We start from the raw sequence: 16,927 nt of genomic DNA, 5'->3' as shown, positions 1-16,927 counted from the left end.
ACATATATGAAATATCCATAAAATAATATTAATACAATCATAGTGATGAAATAGAGGATATCATGGCATTAAGAATTGAATTAGAAGGCGATAAACCGGGTGTTGCTAAGTTTTTGGCGCAAAAATGGAGTGGTAGTGCAGATATTGATATACTTATTCAACGTAACCAAGATGGTTATTATTTGTCCGGTCTTAATCAATGGGGACCAGAAAAAAATTGGCATACTGTAACTAGCATGTCTGTCGAGAATGAGCAATTAAGTGGTCTCGTTGATGAATGGCTAGTTGATTCTCTGTTATCTCAAGAAAATAGTGTTAGATTTCTTGCTGAAATTCGTGATAAACAGAATCAAAGCTATATTGATAGAGGGGTGGTAAATATTGCTGAAACAGTATTCCCTTCGTCTGCTTTAAATACCCAATTATCAATATCTGATGAGACTAAGCAAAATACCTTTGAGTCGGATAAAGTAGCTTCTAATCTTGTTGAATCTGATGATTCTCAGCCTGTAGAACCTGAAACCGAAGAACAAACAATTGGGATGGAAAATGAGGTAATAGTAGAACCTGAAATGGAATCTGAAATAGAGGTAACGCCAACACCAACGATAACACAACAAGAGGTGTCAGCTTCACAACCCACTAAAGCAAAAAGTAAATTAGGGTTGATTATTATCATTTTTGTCATTCTACTGACTTTAGCTGGGATTGGCTTTGCAGTATGGTATTTTTTATTTTCTCAAGATAAAAATCCTTTAACTTCTCTAACTCAAAGTAATAGTCAATGTAATATTGCTAATGCAACAACTGATGATTTATCTTTTATTCAACAATGTTTACAGAGTAAACCAGATGCTGGTGCAGTAATTGATGTCATAAATCAGGCTAAACAAGCTAATAAATGTAATATCGCACAACGTTTATATGCCAATCAATCTTTATTGAATGCCAAAGTGGCCTTACTTTATGCGAAAGAATACGATGTGAAGTTTTATCAAGATAACCAGTGCTTCAAGGCAGATAAAGAAACGGCAATTTATTGGTATGAAACGTCATTAAATAATGATCCAAATAACGAGTTGGCTAAAGAACGGTTAGCTGAATTACAAAAATAATTAAGGTGCAGCTATGAAAAAAACAGTAATTTCAACATTGATTTTCGGATTTAGCCTGACTTGCTTACCTTTGGTTAGTTCGGCTTTAGAACCATTAAAGCAAGCCGGTAAAACAACGCTTTATCAGCGAGTCTTGAGTACACCAACTTGTGAGTTAAAAAAAAATATTAATGATGCTACTGGTCAATCAGTACCTGCCTTTTCTCGTTATTATGTGTATGAACGGAAAAATGAAAATAATCAAGAATGGTTGAATGTGGGGCCTGATTCATATGGCAAAACTGTTGGTTGGATTAATAATTCCTGTGCTGTTGCTTGGAATATGCAACTGACTTTAGTTTTTACTAATCCTGTTGAACGTGATCCTTTATTATTTTTCAAAGATAGAGACTCTTTATCAGCAATTGTTGATGCTGATAAACCAGAAACATTAATAAAACCTATTCGTGATGCACTAAAAGAAAATAAAACCACACCACAAGTGGTGGCACAAGAACCTAAAGAATTTATTGATTTTAAAAGTAATTTCTATTTATTACCTATCTTACAGGGGGAAGAGGTAATGAATGGCCAAGGCTTTTATGAAAGAATTTTAGAGGTTGCTTCGGTTAGTAAACAAGAAACAGTTGTTAAAAATAATAACAAGTCGACTAATCAGTCTGCTGATGATAATACTAATCAAGTTGCCCCATTTAAGGCAGCTATTGTATTTGTTATCGATTCAACTATTTCAATGGATCCTTATATTTCTAGAACCAAGGAAGCAGTGGAAAGAGTTTATCAACATATTGAAAAAGAACATTTACAAGATCAGGTTAAATTTGGTTTGATTTCGTTTCGCTCAAGTTTAAAAGCCTCAGATAAATTAGAATTTGTCAGTAAAGTTTTTGCAGATCCAAATAAAGTAAAAAATAAAGATGATTTTAAAAAATTAAGTGCTTCACTCAAACAAGCATCTGTATCCACCGCTTATTTTGCTGAGGACTCTTATGCAGGTGTATCTCAAGCATTAAATGATATTAATTGGAATAGCTTTGGTGCTCGATATATGATTTTGATTACCGATGCAAGTGCTATTCCAGGTGATGATAAACTTTCAAGTACCGGAATGGATGCAGCCCAGTTGCGACTTGAAGCACAGCATAAAGGAGTTGCAATTTATGCTTTACATTTAAAAACACCGAGTGGTGAAAAGGATCATCAAGTAGCAGCTGCCCAATATTCTGATTTGACTTATAACGATTTTATTCATAAATCATTGTATTATCCCGTTAATGCTGGTGATGTTAATGAATTTGGAAAGAAAGTCGATTCATTAGCACAAGCTTTATCAGAACAAGTTAAATTAGCTTATAAAGGGGAATCATCAGTTGGTAATGCGCTTAATGCTAAAGATGATGATGCCGATATGTTAAAAGATGCTTTACTATTGAGTAAGGCGATGCAATTAGCTTATCTAGGTGATACTAAAGGAACTAAAGCGCCAACTGTTTTTAAAGCATGGATTGCTGATAAAGATTTTGTTAAACCGACTATTCCAACTGCGGAACCACGAATTTTGTTAACTAAATCGCAATTAAGTGATTTGAGTGATATTGTGACTAAGATAGCTAATGCAGCTAATGATGGATTAATTTCAGCTGATGATATGTTTTCACAACTACGTTCTGTTGCTGCTGCAATGGGACAAGATCCAAATAAATTAAAATCAGATTCTGTCACTAAGATTGCTGATTTAGGTTTACTTGGCGAGTATTTAGATAATATTCCTTATAAAAGTGATGTAACTGGTCTTGATCAAGAAACATGGAAGAGTATGAGTGGAATTGAACAAGAAAAGTTTATCCGTAATCTAAATAGTAAAGTTCGTTATTATCAAAAATGTAATGCTGATGTTGATCGTTGGATTTCATTATCTGAAGGTAGTGATCCGCGCGAAAATGTCTATCCTGTACCATTAGAAATGTTGCCATAAAAAATGTTAACTATTAATAATCTGGTAATTTCCAGACCGATAGGCAAATCTTTTTTTAAAGTTTGCCTACCAGAGCTTTCGGTTAAAGCCGGTCAAGTTGTTGTCATTAAAGGTGATAGTGGTTGTGGTAAAAGTACTTTACTCGAAATGATTGGTATGATTCTTCAACCTGATGAAATTAGCCATTATCATCTTATAGTTGATAATCAAAATTACGATATTGCTGATGTGATTCAACGCAATGATGTAAATGAATTAGCGACTATACGCGCAAAATATTTGGGATTTATGTTACAAACGGGTGGATTATTACCTTTTTTAAATATTAAAGATAATATTTTATTATCAGCGAAGTTATTACAAAAAAATATTGAACCAACCAGATTTGATTACTTAATTGATAAATTGAATATAGGTCATTTGTTGAATAAATATCCTAAACAGTTATCAATAGGTGAAAGACAACGAGCATCTTTCATTCGTTCGATTATTCATAGACCTGCGTTACTGTTAGCTGATGAACCAACTTCCGCACTTGATCCTTATAATGCTAATTTATTATTTGATCTAATTATAGAGCAAGCCCAGCAAGATAATATTGCGGCTATGATTGTCACTCATGATTGGCAGAAAATTGAAAATAAAGGATTGTTTACTTTATCGGCAAAATTAACTTCTACACAATCATCAGAATTTTTACCGTTATCAAGTAAGGTATAGAAGATGGATAATGTAACCTCAAAATGGCGATTTATTATTCGGTTATCATTAGCCGATTTATGTTATGATAAGAAAGTATCATTTTGTATTATCGCATCTATAATATCAGTCATTACACCATTGTTGCTATTATTTAGTTTGAAGTATGGTGTTGTCGCTCAGCTACGCCATCAATTACTTAATGATCCACAAAATTTAGAGATAAAAATTGTTGGTAATCTACAACTTGATCAACAGATGTTCGATTGGATTGCAAAGCAACCTGAGACGGCATTTGTTATTCCTCTTACTCGTTCTTTGAATACACAAGCTGATTTGCTTAATGATTCAAGTCATTTTGTTAATAATGCTGAAGTTATTCCGACCGCTAAAGGTGATCCAATAACTCAAGATATGCCTTATCTTCCTCATAAAAATCAAATTCTATTGAGTTCTTTGGCGGCCGAGAAAATGCAAGCAGCAATTGGTAGCCGAATAAAAATGGTTATTACTAGACAACTAGATGGTAAATTGGAAAAAGGAAGAACTGAATTAGAGGTTATAGGTATCATTCCTGAAGTATATTATAGTCGTGCAGCAGGTTTTATAAGCTTAGATCTTTTAATTGAAATGGAACATTTTTATGATGGTTATCAAAGTGAAATTTTTCTAACCGGAACAGGTTTAACTGATTCTTCCTACCCTAACTCATTTGCAAGAGCGCGAATTTATGCTAATTCGCTTGATAATGTTGCTCCTTTAGCATTTAAATTGCGTGAAAAAAATATAGAAACGCGAACTCAGGCTAATGCGATTGAAAATATGCAAGCTATTGATCGAGTCTTAGGTTTTATTTTTAGTGTGATTGCTATTACCGCAATTTTTGGATGTATATTATCTTTCAGTGGCTCATTTTTATCTAATATCGAGCGAAAACGTAAAGATATTGCTTTTATGAGGCTTATAGGATTTAAGTCTAAGCAAGTTATGTTCTATTTACTGATACAAGCAATGACGTTAAGCTTTTTAGCTTTTATCGTATCATGTTTGCTATTTTTATTAGGAAATTGTGCATTTAATCTGGTTTTAGGTAAAAATTTAGTTTCACAACCAATCGTTAGTCAATTACAATTTTATCATTTCATTATCGCATTTATATTAACACTATTAATATCATTTGTTGTTGTTGCGATAGGAGGACGAGGTGCTATCAGTATTCAACCAGCCGAAAGCCTACGTGAAGCGTAAGTTTAAGCCTATTTTTTTGGGGATTATTTTCGGTTTTATTCCTAGTATGGGATATGCTCAGTCATGGGATAGTAAATTTTATAATCCTAAACCGGCCAATGATGATGTTATTCTGCCTATGCCGTGTGAAGGTAGTTTGGTGATGAGAAAAGTTTTTACACCAACACGTAAACCATTGGATGATGTTAAAATTGTTTTAGGTAATAACCAAAAAGAACTTGGTTTCGCTGAGTATGCAACACCTAATTATATCTCAGGTAGTTTTTCTGATGATGGTGCAGAAAGATATTATCTTATTGGTAAATATGAAATTACCGCTCTTCAGTATCAATCAGTTATGAATGATAATTGCCCAACAGCCAAAACTAATCTTGCTTTTCCTATTACTGATATCAGTTGGTTTGATGCTGTAGCTTTTACTGATAAATATAATCGTTGGCTAATTGAACAAGCAAAAAATAGATCAAAAGACTTACCCAAAGGGTATGTTCGTCTACCAACTAATACTGAATGGGAATATGCGGCAAGAGGTGGTTCTAAAGTTAGCGAATCAGAATTCCGTGAATCAAAATTTCCTATGGTGAATAGTTTAGAAAATTATGCTTGGTTTTCTGGTGCAAAATCAGCCAATGGTAAACTGCAACTTATTGGTCGGTTAGATGCTAATCCGCTTGGTCTTTACGACATTTTGGGTAATGCGAATGAAATGATGTTCGATTCATTTCGCATGAATAAACTAGATCGTTATCATGGTCAGCAAGGAGGTATGACTGTTCGCGGTGGAAGTTATTTAACGCCAGAAGCATCGATAACTACTGCATTCAAAATAGAAAAACCTTACTATGATCTTCAAAGTGCTTATAGAAGCAAAGATGTTGGATTTCGGTTAGTTTATACAACTGAAGTTATGCAGTCGAATGATCTAGTAAAAGAACTGGACAAAGAATGGAATGAACTGGGTAACCAAGCGGGTCTTTCAAAAGATGATAATGTGGTTAGCGAGCTGGAAAAAATTACCAAGCAAGTCGATGATGAAAAAACTAAAAAAGAATTAAATCAACTTAATTCTCTTTTACGTAGCGCTAATCAAGCTCGTGATGAACAGAGAGATCGCTCTATTCAATCAGCTTTACAATTAGGTGCTTTTTTATGTGCTAATGTTTCCGATTTAAATGCTAAATTTGAATATAACAATAATTTATATGAAATAATGACTAATGAGGTATGTGATCCAAATGAAATAGAAACATTGAATGAAGATAATATGTGTTCCAAAGTGAAGCTAAATGATTTAAAAAATGTCCTAAATGAATCTAAAAATTCCCGTGATTTTATATTAAAATATTATTCAGATACTATTGTAAATACTGCAACAAATTATGAGAAGGATACCATTAACAATCAATCTAAGCCTACGCAATTTATACTTGAAAATAGTGGTAAAGCCAACATGAGCGATTACTTAAAACTCTATTTCAAACATATTAATAAATATATTGAATCCGGGAAGATCAATCGAGCAAATTGGCTTGAGACGTGTAATGAAATAAAAGGAAAGTAATAATGAATAAATTAATAGTAACAATGACCTTGTGTATCTCACTGATTCTATCAGGTTGCCAAGCATCAGGTGGTGCAAGTTCAAAAGATGTTGATCCAGCTTTAAGCAAAAGTAATAGTGCCAAATTTTTTAGTAAATCAGCATGGCAGTCTTGTGCTATAGGGGCTGGTATCGGTGGTATTGGTTGTGTATTATTGGGCGGTAAAACTGGCACATGTCTTGCTTCAGCGGCGGTTGGTTGTGGTGTAATGATGGGGGCCAATTATTATCTTGATAATAAACGAGCTGAATATGCTGATGCTGAAATGCGACTTGATGTTTATATTCAAGATGTTCAGCAAAATACTTATGAAGTCCAAGCAGTGACTGAAAGTGCAAAAGCTGTTTTAGATAAAAACTTGGCAACATTAAAATCATTAAATAAACAAATTAATTCTCAATCCGTTACTAAAACACAGGCCCAAAAAGATCTGACTCAAATAGACGCCAATATTGCTTATTTGAAAGATAAATTATCTCGCATGAAAAAAGTTGAAAATGATTGGGTTTCAATTTCATCACAAGAACGACAATCGGGTGTAAATGTGTCAAAACTTGATAAAGAAATTAATCAGTTACATAAACAAATTGCGGTACTTGAAAAACAAATTAATCTTGTTACTCAACAACGTTCAGCTGTAAGGGTAAGCTAATTATGAAAAAGATATCTGTTCTATTTTTACTTAGTCCATTGTTACTTATAACTGGGTGTTCGACAACGCCAGAACAATGTGACCCCACTAATACTAACATAGGTATTATGGATAAAATTAGTTGCAATTATTCAGGTAACTATCAAGCTCGTATTGATAAAAAAGAGCAAATTTTAGAGAATGAAAAACGAGCTAATGCACAATTCAGAGAAATTTATGCAACGATTGAAAGACAAAAAAATTCGACTTCATCAAGTGTTAAACAAAAGCAAGCACAGTTGCAAAAGTTAAAAAAAGAATTGACTCAATTAACTAATGAAGTAAAACAAAAGGCTAAAAATCGTGATGATTTACAAGCACAAGTTAATGATATTGAGCAACAGTTGAAGAAAGTTAACAATTCCAATTCATCTGAACTTGAAAAACAAGTTGAATTAGATAAGTTAAATAAAAAACTTCAACAGCTACAAAAAGCTTTAAATTTAGGTAAATAATTTAGCCATGCAACGTATAACAAGAGTTATATTTGATCAGGGTGAATCGGATAAGATTTCTTTGTTAAAAGAATATAATTCTTTGTTAGTATTGCTAAAGAATAATTTAACTGAGCGAACATTTTCAATTTTAGGTCAGCCAAAGTTAATTGATAATAATCAATATATTGGTTGGTATAGTAATTTAGAAGGTCAACCTATTTTACTCAATGATATTGAAAATGAAGAACATAAAAAACAGATAGAAAAAACGCTGAATACACGAATTAATGACCTTGAACTCGTAATCAAATCAATGTCATTGACAAGAGAGGAACAAGCTTTAATATCTGCATGGTTACCGAGAATAAAAAACTCAGGAAATACCATTTATGTAATTAATGATGAACCTGTTATTGTTAATTCATTTAAAGCTCCGATTTTACCTGAACCTACAGCAATACCACCAACATCAAAATCATTTTGGCGTTGGTGGTATTTTTTATTACTCGCACTGTTTTTAATTATATTGCTTGGTTTTATTTGGTTCTTTTTTTGTCCTTATGGCAAAGAAAAAGCATCAGATTCTCCATCAATAATGGCACAAAATACAGAGAAAAATAGAGTTGAATCAACCCCAGTAGTTGAACAAACTAATGTTTTAGAACCAAAAAACGAAACTGTAACAGAAGTTAAGAATTGTATAACTAAAGAAGAAGCTACTAATAAGATATCGGCTTCTAAAATGGTGATGATATTTGATAATTCAGCCTCAATGACTTTAACCTTGATGGAATCACAAGAAAGTATCGATAAATATTTAAAAAGTAATTTTTATTCGATGACAGAAAAAGAAGCCGAAGCTTATGAAAGAAAAATGACCAGATTACCTAATCGTTTATCAAGTAGTAAAGAAGTAGCATTAACCAGTATTGATAAAATACAGCAAAATATAGATATTTCTCTTGTCACGTTAACAAGTTGTCCGGCTGCGCAAACTACATCATTCTATCCTTATGAAGATAGAGAAAAATTAAAAAGTAAAATTAAACGGTTGCAGCCATTAGAATATAATAGTGCGACGCCATTATATAGTGGTGTTAAACAGGCAAGTAAAATGCTTGATGGTATTAATCGTGATGATTATATATTAATTATTAGTGATGGTGAGGATAATTGTACTAAAAGTAATATATGTACTCTTGCTAATGAAATAGCCACAGCGCAACCTCGTTTAAAAATTAATATTGTTGATATTGCCGGACAGCATAAAATAGATTGTGTAGCAAAAAGCACTGGTGGTAACGTTTATATAGCTCAAAATCCAACCGAGCTTATTAAACAAATGAGTAATGCCGTTTCAGATATGAATATTAGTAAACCTATTTGTAAATAAGATATAATAATTTTGATTTAATTGACAATTTATAAATTAAATATTTAGCTAACTAATAGACTTTTATAAAGACTTTTTAAGTAACAAGGAATAAGTTGAGAGATGCAAAGAATAACTCGTATTGCTTTTGATCATAGTAACATAGACAAGATGCAGTTACTGGAACAGTATAATTCTTTACTTTCAATACTTAAACCTCATTTGACCGCAAGAACATTTTCAATTTTTGCTTCATCAAGATTAATAGAAAACAACCAATATATTGCCTGGTATACTGATCTTGAAGGCCAACCTGTATTGCTTAATGATATAAGTGACTCGTCGCAAAAAGCAGTAATTGAAGACGCCTTACATACTCGAATCAATGATATTGAGACTACAGTCAAATTAATTCCCTTAGATCATCAACAAAAAGCTTTAGTGTCTTCATGGTTATCAAGAATTAAAAATCCAAATAATCAAATTTATGTAATTAATAATGAACCAGTTATTATTGATACTTTTGAGCCAATTGTATTACCTGAACCGCCAATTGTCGCACCAAAAAGTTTTTGGCGATGGTGGTATACCTTAATTTTAGTTTTACTTTTATTATTAATTTTAGGTTTGATATGGTTCTTTTTTAATCCTTTCAAAAAGACTAGCAAGGTGGAACCAATCGTCGAACCAGCGATTACACAACCAATTGAACCGAAAAAAACGGAACTAACCGTTGAATTTGCAAAACAACCAGAACTTGTCATTAAACCTAAACCTGAATTAAAACCAGAACCACAGGTTTCAGAGCCACAACCTGTAGTTGTACCTGACCCAACACCAGAGTCGGTTAGCAAATCAGAACCTAAACCAGCGCCAAAAGTAAAAAATCCACCAAATTGTATTACTAAGGAAGAATTGGTAAAAAACTCTAATCCATCCAAGATGGCGTTGATCTTTGATAATTCTTTATCAATGACGGTAACATTAGCAGAGCCTCCTTCACAAGTTCAGCAATATTTTAATTATTTAACCCATGGCTACCCTAGCTATATGCCTGCATCAGAAAGAATTGCGTATGAAAAAAGGATGTCTCGACTACCGACTCGTTTATCAACCAGTAAAAAAGTAGCATTGACTAGTATCGATAAAATTCAACAAAATATTAATATAGCATTAGTGGCATTAAATAGTTGTTCAGCGGCAGATACAACACCATTTTATAATTATTCCGGCAGAGGCGCTTTAAAAAGTAAAATTAATCGATTAACACCAAGTGCAGCTGGTGGCGGAGGTACACCACTTTATAGTGGATTAGAGAAAGCAAGTAAAATGCTTGATGGTGTAAAACGAGATGATTATATCCTTATAATTAGTGATGGCGATGATAACTGCACAAGAAGTAATATTTGTACTCTAGCTAATTATATTGCAGCTCAAAAACCTCGACTCAAGATAAATATCGTTGATATAGCGGGTGAACATAAAATAGATTGTGTAGCTAATGCTACTCGAGGCAAAGTTTATATCGCACAAAGTCCTAAGGATATGATTAGACAGATGAATAAAGCGGTATCTGATTTAAAAATTAATCGTCCTGTTTGTCAGTAAACAGATAAATAAAATTGATAATACCAAATGATTAGTACTAGATTTTACTCAATAGCTATCTTTAAGAAAAATAATTAATAAATAAAAAAAACAGACAAAATGTCTGGTTTTTTTATTTATTAAACAATTGTTATTAGAAGTCTAAGTTAGCTGCTTTTAATGCATTTTCCTCAATAAATAGTCGGCGAGGTTCGACTTCATCTCCCATCAATGTGGTAAACAATTGATCTGCTTCAATTGCATCTTTAATGGTAACTTGCAACATACGACGACTGGTTGGATCCATGGTTGTTTCCCATAATTGTTCGGGGTTCATTTCTCCTAAACCTTTATAACGTTGGATTGTTAATCCACGGCGAGATTCTCGAATTAACCAATCAACAGCCTCTTCAAATGAGCTCACTGGTTGTTTTCGTTCGCCTCGTTGTATAAATGCACTTTCTTCAAGTAAATCTTTCAATTGTGAGCCTAAATGGCAAATATTTCGATATTCATTACTATGAATAAATACTTGATCTAAAGCATAACTGGTATCAACTCCATGTGTTCTTACTTTGATTACAGGTATATATAACTCTGCTTTTTCATTGTAATCCGCACTATAATGGTAGCTACTGCCGTGTTGTTCTTTATTTGATAATTTTTCAACAATTGATTTTGCCCAGTATTCAGATTTTTGTTGGTCTTTTAAAATATCTTCATCTAATACTTCTTGATAGACTAATTCTGATAACAATGCTCGAGGATAGCGACGTTCCATTTTAGTAATTAGTTTTTCAACTTTTTGGTATTCAGCAATTAATTTTTCTAAAGCTTCACCGGCTAAAGCAGGGGCATGATCATTAACATGTAGTGATGCATCTTCCAAAGCTAGAGCAATTTGGAATTGAGTCATTGCATCATCATCTTTAATATATTGTTCTTGTTTGCCTTTTTTAACTTTATAAAGTGGTGGTTGTGCAATATAAACATAACCTCGTTCAATAATTTCAGGCATCTGACGGTAGAAGAAGGTTAACAATAAAGTTCTAATATGTGAACCATCCACATCCGCATCAGTCATGATGATAATGCTGTGATAACGCATTTTATCTGGATTATATTCATCACGACCAATACCACAACCTAAAGCAGTAATTAAAGTTGCAACTTCTTGAGACGAAAGCATTTTGTCAAAACGGGCTTTTTCAACATTAAGGATTTTACCTTTTAACGGTAAAATTGCTTGATTCCTACGGTTACGGCCCTGTTTTGCAGAACCACCCGCAGAGTCCCCTTCCACTAAGTAAAGTTCTGATAATGCAGGGTCTTTTTCCTGACAGTCAGCTAGTTTACCTGGTAAGCCACCTAAATCTAAAGCCCCCTTACGGCGTGTCATTTCGCGCGCTTTTCGTGCTGCTTCGCGAGCTCTAGCTGCATCAATAATTTTGCCAACCACAATTTTGGCATCCGATGGATTTTCCAGTAAATACTCGGCTAATTTTTCACCCATCACTGATTCAACTGCTGATTTTACTTCAGACGAAACTAATTTATCTTTGGTTTGTGATGAAAATTTAGGATCTGGTACTTTTACTGATACTACTGCAATTAGTCCTTCACGTGCATCATCACCAGTGGCACTGATTTTAGCTTTTTTGCTATATCCTTCAGCTTCCATGTAGTTATTTAATGTACGCGTCATCGCTCCACGGAAGCCGGCCAAGTGGGTACCACCATCACGTTGAGGAATATTATTGGTAAAACAATAGATATTTTCTTGATAGCCGTCGTTCCATTGTAAAGCAACTTCGACACCAATATTATCTTTCTCAGTACTAAAATAAAAAATCTTCGGATGGATTGGATTTTTATTTTTATTTAAATATTCAACAAATGCTTGAATACCACCTTCATAATGGTAGTGTTCACTTTTACCTGTTCGTTCATCTGTAAGTTTTATTGAAACACCAGAATTTAAAAATGATAATTCACGTAATCTTTTAGCTAAATGATCGTAGACAAACTCGATATTAGAAAAAGTTTCTGGGCTTGGCCAGAAGCGAACATAAGTACCAGATTCGGTTGTTTCACCAATCACTTTTAGCGGTTCTTCTGGTACGCCTAAATGATAAGTCTGTTTATGAATTTTACCTTCACGGTAAATAACTAATTCTAATTTATCCGATAATGCATTTACAACCGAGACACCAACACCATGTAAGCCACCAGAAACTTTATATGAGTTATCATCAAATTTACCACCAGCATGTAAAACGGTCATAATAACTTCTGCAGCAGAAATACCTTCTTCTTCATGGATGCCGGTAGGTATTCCTCGACCATCATCTCGTACTGAAACAGAATTATCAGGATGGATAGTAACTTCAATATGGTGACAATAACCCGCTAATGCTTCGTCAATGGCATTATCTACCACTTCAAAAACCATATGATGAAGGCCTGTACCATCATCAGTATCACCAATATACATTCCTGGACGTTTTCGAACCGCATCAAGTCCTTTAAGTACTTTAATGCTTGAAGAATCATAAGAGTTAGACATGGATTTCTCGACTTGTTTAATTATTTATATCATTCTATATATTTAAGAAATTATACCAGATTTTATGTGAAAAATCTTATCATTTTCATCGATCATATGGGTAATTTGCTCTTGATTAACCGCGGTAATAAAAACTTGAGATTTGGCTGATTTTAATCGTTTAGCTAATAGATTACGTTTATTTTGATCAAGTTCAGAAGCAAAGTCATCTATTAAATAAATACATGATAATCCAGTTTTTTCTGAAAAATATTCCCCTTGTGATAAACGTAATGCACACATAAGTAATTTTAGTTGCCCACGAGATAGTAGATCTTCTACTGGAATATTATCTATACGTAATTTTATATCGGCTTTATGTGGGCCTAATGAGGTATAGTTAATGAATTTATCTCTCTCAAATTGTTTATATAAAATATCAGAATAATTCATCCCATATTCCCAGCCTTGATAATATTGGCAATTAAGTTGATACTCGGGTAAAAAATGCCGACAAGTTTCTATAATTTGCGGAAATATATTTTGACTATAATCAGCTCTAATTTGACTGATTTTTTCGGCAATTGGTGTTAGTTCTTTATCCCAAGGTAATAATTGATTATAGTTAGACGATTGTTTTAATAATGCATTTCTTTGTTTAAATAACCGTTTTAAATTATTCCATAGTGATACAAATTCTGGGTAATGGTGAAAACATCCCCAGTCTATAAACGATCGACGATATTTTGGACCACCAGTAAGTAAATCAAATCCTTCTGGAGTAATTAGTTGAATAGGTAATAGTTTAGCTAAGTCAGTTAATCGAAATCCCTCATCACCGTCAATTTTTATCGTATTATCATTATTTCTTGTTTTTGATAATCCTATTGTACGAATTTGTTGCGATGATTCTATTTGGCTGAATAAAACTAACTGAGGCTTTTCATGTTGTATGATTCTATTCGATTGAATATGTCTAAATGCACGGCCATGGCCGAGCATATAAATAGCCTCAAGTAGACTAGTTTTTCCACTACCATTATCACCAACTATATAGTTGAAATGATTTGATAATGATAATTCAGCATAATCAATGTTGCGAAAATTATGGATTTTGATTTGTGAAAGAGTCATGTTGGTAAAGTTTCCGGCCGAAGCCGGAAGTTTGATAGAGAGTTATTATAAACGCATTGGCATAACAACATAAGTAGCCGATTGGTTATTGATATCTTCAATTTGCACACTAGATGTTGCATCCGTTAATAATAGTTGTACACTATCACATTTTAGTGTGTTTAATATATCTAATAAATAAGTCACATTAAAGCCAATTTCAAGCTCTTGTGACTCATATTTCACATCAATCACTTCTTCCGCTTCTTCTTGTTCAGGATTATTTGCTGTGATTTTTATTTGGTTATTATGTACATATAATCTTATACCGCGGAATTTTTCGTTTGAAAGAATTGCTACTCGTGATAACGCATTTCTAAGTTCTTCGCATGAAACTTCAAGTGGTTTATCCGGATTACGCGGCATTACTCGTTTATAATCAGGAAATCTTCCATCAATAAGTTTTGAGGTAAAGGTAAAATCACCAAGATTAACACGCAAATTATTATTACCAATCTGCATATTTACCAGTTCATCGTTGTCACTAACCAGTTTAGCGAGTTCTATTACCCCTTTTCTAGGTAAAATAACTGAACAGGATTCTGAGATATTTTGACCTACGGGTTGAGCACACACAGCTAAACGGTGACCATCTGTCGCAACGGTTTTTAATAATCCATCTTCGATCTCAAATAGCATACCATTTAAATAATATCTGACATCTTGATTAGCCATTGAAAATTGGACTGCATCAATAAGTCGTTTGATTGTCTTTTGTGGTATAGATAGATCAACATCACTTTGCCAATTTTCTAAATTAGGAAAATCTGTAGCCGGTAATGTGGCTAAGGAAAATTTACTACGCCCAGATTGAATGATTAATCGATTATCGTCAACGCTTATCGAAATTTGGGCATTACTTGGCAGATTTCGGCAAATATCGAGGAACTTTCTTGCCGGAACTGTTGTTGCTCCTGGCTCACAAGATTCGGTTAAAGGAAGATGAGATATCATCTCAATCTCTAAATCGGTTCCGGTCATTGATAGAGTATTATCGATGACTTGTAATAATAAATTACCTAAAATAGGTAAAGTAGGGCGACTGCTTAATGGTGCGCTAACAAGCTGTAAGGGCTTAATAAGTTTTTCACGATCTATAATAAATTTCATAGTGTTAATTCTTTTTTAAGTTGATAATGTTCTAATTAAATTGGAATAATCCTCTTTAATATCATTGCTTTCTTCTTTTAATTCGGCAATTTTTCGGCATGCATGTAATACAGTTGTGTGATCTCTACCGCCGAAACCATCTCCAATCTCTGGAAGGCTCTTATTCGTCAACTCTTTTGCTAACGCCATCGCGACCTGTCTTGGTCTTGCAACTGAACGGGAGCGACGTTTTGATAATAAATCAGAAACTTTGATTTTATAATATTCAGCAACCGTTTTTTGAATATTTTCAATAGTAATCAATTTTTCTTGCAAGGCAAGTAAATCTTTCAAAGCATCTTTCACAAAATCAATAGTGATAGATTTACCTGTAAAATTGGCATTGGCAATCACTCGATTCAATGCTCCTTCTAATTCACGTACATTTGAACGTAAGCGTTTAGCAATAAAAAATGCTACCTCTTCAGGTAGTTTTATATTATTTTCTTCTGCTTTTTTCATTAGAATTGCAACTCGAGTTTCCAGCTCCGGTGGTTCGATAGCAATGGTTAAACCCCAACCAAATCTTGATTTTAAACGATCTTCAACGCCATTAATTTCTTTTGGATAACGATCAGACGTTAAGATAATTTGTTGATTACCTTCTAATAACGAGTTGAAGGTATGAAAAAACTCTTCTTGAGATCGTTCTTTATTAGCAAAAAATTGTATATCGTCAATAAGTAGAGCATCAACAGAACGATAATAATTTTTGAATTCTTCAATAGCATTATTTTGTAGTGCTTTTACCATGTCTTGCACAAAACGTTCTGAGTGCATATAAACCACTTTGGCATTTGCTTTACCAGCCATAATCCCATTACCAACTGCATGTAATAAATGGGTTTTACCTAAACCGGTTGAACCATATAAAAATAACGGGTTATAAGCTTTTCCTGGATTTTCCGCTACTTGTTTTGCAGCTGCTACAGCTAGTTGGTTAGATTTACCTTCAACAAAACTATTAAACGTATGTTTATGATTAATCCCTGAATAGTAAGTATGGTTACTATTGCTTTCTTTAGTTGTTTTCCAAGCTGGAACAACATCAGATTTAGATTGGTTAACTTCAGATTTTTTTTCTACCGATAGAGTGGAGCCGACTTCAAGGTATAATTTTAATGAATCATTACCTAAAAGTGTGTTCAATAACTGTGAAATAGTCGTTAAATATTTATTTTTGACCCAATCTAATACAAACCTATTAGGTGCATAAATATAAAGTTTATTCTCAATCATTTCTGCTTGCAAAGGGCGAATCCATAAGTTGAATTCTGTTGTTGGAAGAGCTTCTTGTAATTGAGAAAGACAATCTTGCCAAATCGCAGTAGACAC

Annotated in this window: 13 protein-coding genes; 9 read left to right on the top strand and 4 right to left on the bottom strand. The window is 33.3% G+C overall.

The window, feature by feature from the left end; genetic code table 11:
• Positions 1–62: 62 nt before the first annotated feature.
• The 9 genes from RAM17_RS00065 to RAM17_RS00025 all read left to right on the top strand — a co-directional run bounded on the left by RAM17_RS00065 (position 63) and on the right by RAM17_RS00025 (position 10,746).
• Entirely contained in the window at positions 63–1,115 is a 1,053-nt protein-coding gene (locus RAM17_RS00065) for a hypothetical protein (RefSeq protein WP_110447007.1), read from the top strand.
• A gap of 13 nt (positions 1,116–1,128) precedes the next feature.
• Positions 1,129–3,090, top strand: coding sequence for a vWA domain-containing protein (locus RAM17_RS00060; RefSeq protein WP_086359269.1), 1,962 nt, complete (start codon positions 1,129–1,131; stop codon positions 3,088–3,090).
• 3 nt (positions 3,091–3,093) lie between these two features.
• Positions 3,094–3,810 (top strand): ABC transporter ATP-binding protein, encoded by a 717-nt coding sequence (locus tag RAM17_RS00055; RefSeq protein ID WP_110447008.1) that lies wholly within the window; start codon positions 3,094–3,096, stop codon positions 3,808–3,810.
• A 3-nt stretch (positions 3,811–3,813) separates the two neighbouring features.
• A complete protein-coding gene (locus tag RAM17_RS00050) occupies positions 3,814–5,037 on the top strand; it encodes an ABC transporter permease (protein ID WP_110447009.1) in 1,224 nt (407 codons plus the stop codon).
• On the top strand, positions 4,994–6,598 hold the full coding sequence (locus tag RAM17_RS00045; protein WP_306240312.1) for an SUMF1/EgtB/PvdO family nonheme iron enzyme: 1,605 nt from the start codon (positions 4,994–4,996) through the stop codon (positions 6,596–6,598). The genes RAM17_RS00050 and RAM17_RS00045 overlap by 44 nt, the downstream gene beginning before the upstream one ends.
• Positions 6,599–6,600: 2 nt before the next feature.
• Positions 6,601–7,290 (top strand): hypothetical protein, encoded by a 690-nt coding sequence (locus tag RAM17_RS00040; protein ID WP_086361445.1) that lies wholly within the window; start codon positions 6,601–6,603, stop codon positions 7,288–7,290.
• Between the two features lie 2 nt (positions 7,291–7,292).
• Entirely contained in the window at positions 7,293–7,784 is a 492-nt protein-coding gene (locus RAM17_RS00035) for a hypothetical protein (RefSeq protein ID WP_110447011.1), read from the top strand.
• A gap of 7 nt (positions 7,785–7,791) precedes the next feature.
• Positions 7,792–9,159 carry a VWA domain-containing protein gene (locus RAM17_RS00030; protein WP_110447012.1) on the top strand — a complete coding sequence of 456 codons (1,368 nt, stop codon included), beginning with the start codon at positions 7,792–7,794 and terminating at the stop codon, positions 9,157–9,159.
• Positions 9,160–9,261: 102 nt separating this feature from the next.
• Entirely contained in the window at positions 9,262–10,746 is a 1,485-nt protein-coding gene (locus tag RAM17_RS00025; protein ID WP_110447013.1) for a VWA domain-containing protein, read from the top strand.
• A gap of 133 nt (positions 10,747–10,879) precedes the next feature.
• Here the strand turns inward: RAM17_RS00025 and gyrB are convergent, their stop codons facing one another.
• From gyrB to dnaA, 4 genes are read right to left on the bottom strand one after another with little or no spacing between them, the layout of a single operon-like run.
• Complete coding sequence (gyrB, locus tag RAM17_RS00020) at positions 10,880–13,291, bottom strand: DNA topoisomerase (ATP-hydrolyzing) subunit B (RefSeq protein ID WP_110447014.1); 2,412 nt, start codon at positions 13,289–13,291, stop codon at positions 10,880–10,882.
• Positions 13,292–13,333: 42 nt separating this feature from the next.
• Positions 13,334–14,404, bottom strand: coding sequence for a DNA replication/repair protein RecF (gene recF, locus RAM17_RS00015; RefSeq protein WP_110447015.1), 1,071 nt, complete (start codon positions 14,402–14,404; stop codon positions 13,334–13,336).
• Positions 14,405–14,449: 45 nt separating this feature from the next.
• Positions 14,450–15,553 carry a DNA polymerase III subunit beta gene (dnaN, locus tag RAM17_RS00010; protein WP_110447016.1) on the bottom strand — a complete coding sequence of 368 codons (1,104 nt, stop codon included), beginning with the start codon at positions 15,551–15,553 and terminating at the stop codon, positions 14,450–14,452.
• 15 nt (positions 15,554–15,568) lie between these two features.
• A complete protein-coding gene (dnaA, locus tag RAM17_RS00005) occupies positions 15,569–16,927 on the bottom strand; it encodes a chromosomal replication initiator protein DnaA (RefSeq protein ID WP_110447017.1) in 1,359 nt (452 codons plus the stop codon).

The sequence above is a fragment of the Gilliamella apis genome (assembly GCF_030758615.1).
Taxonomy (GTDB): domain Bacteria; phylum Pseudomonadota; class Gammaproteobacteria; order Enterobacterales; family Orbaceae; genus Gilliamella; species Gilliamella apis_A.
Note: the sequence above shows the minus strand (reverse complement) of the source record. Positions and strands in the feature narration are given on the sequence as shown.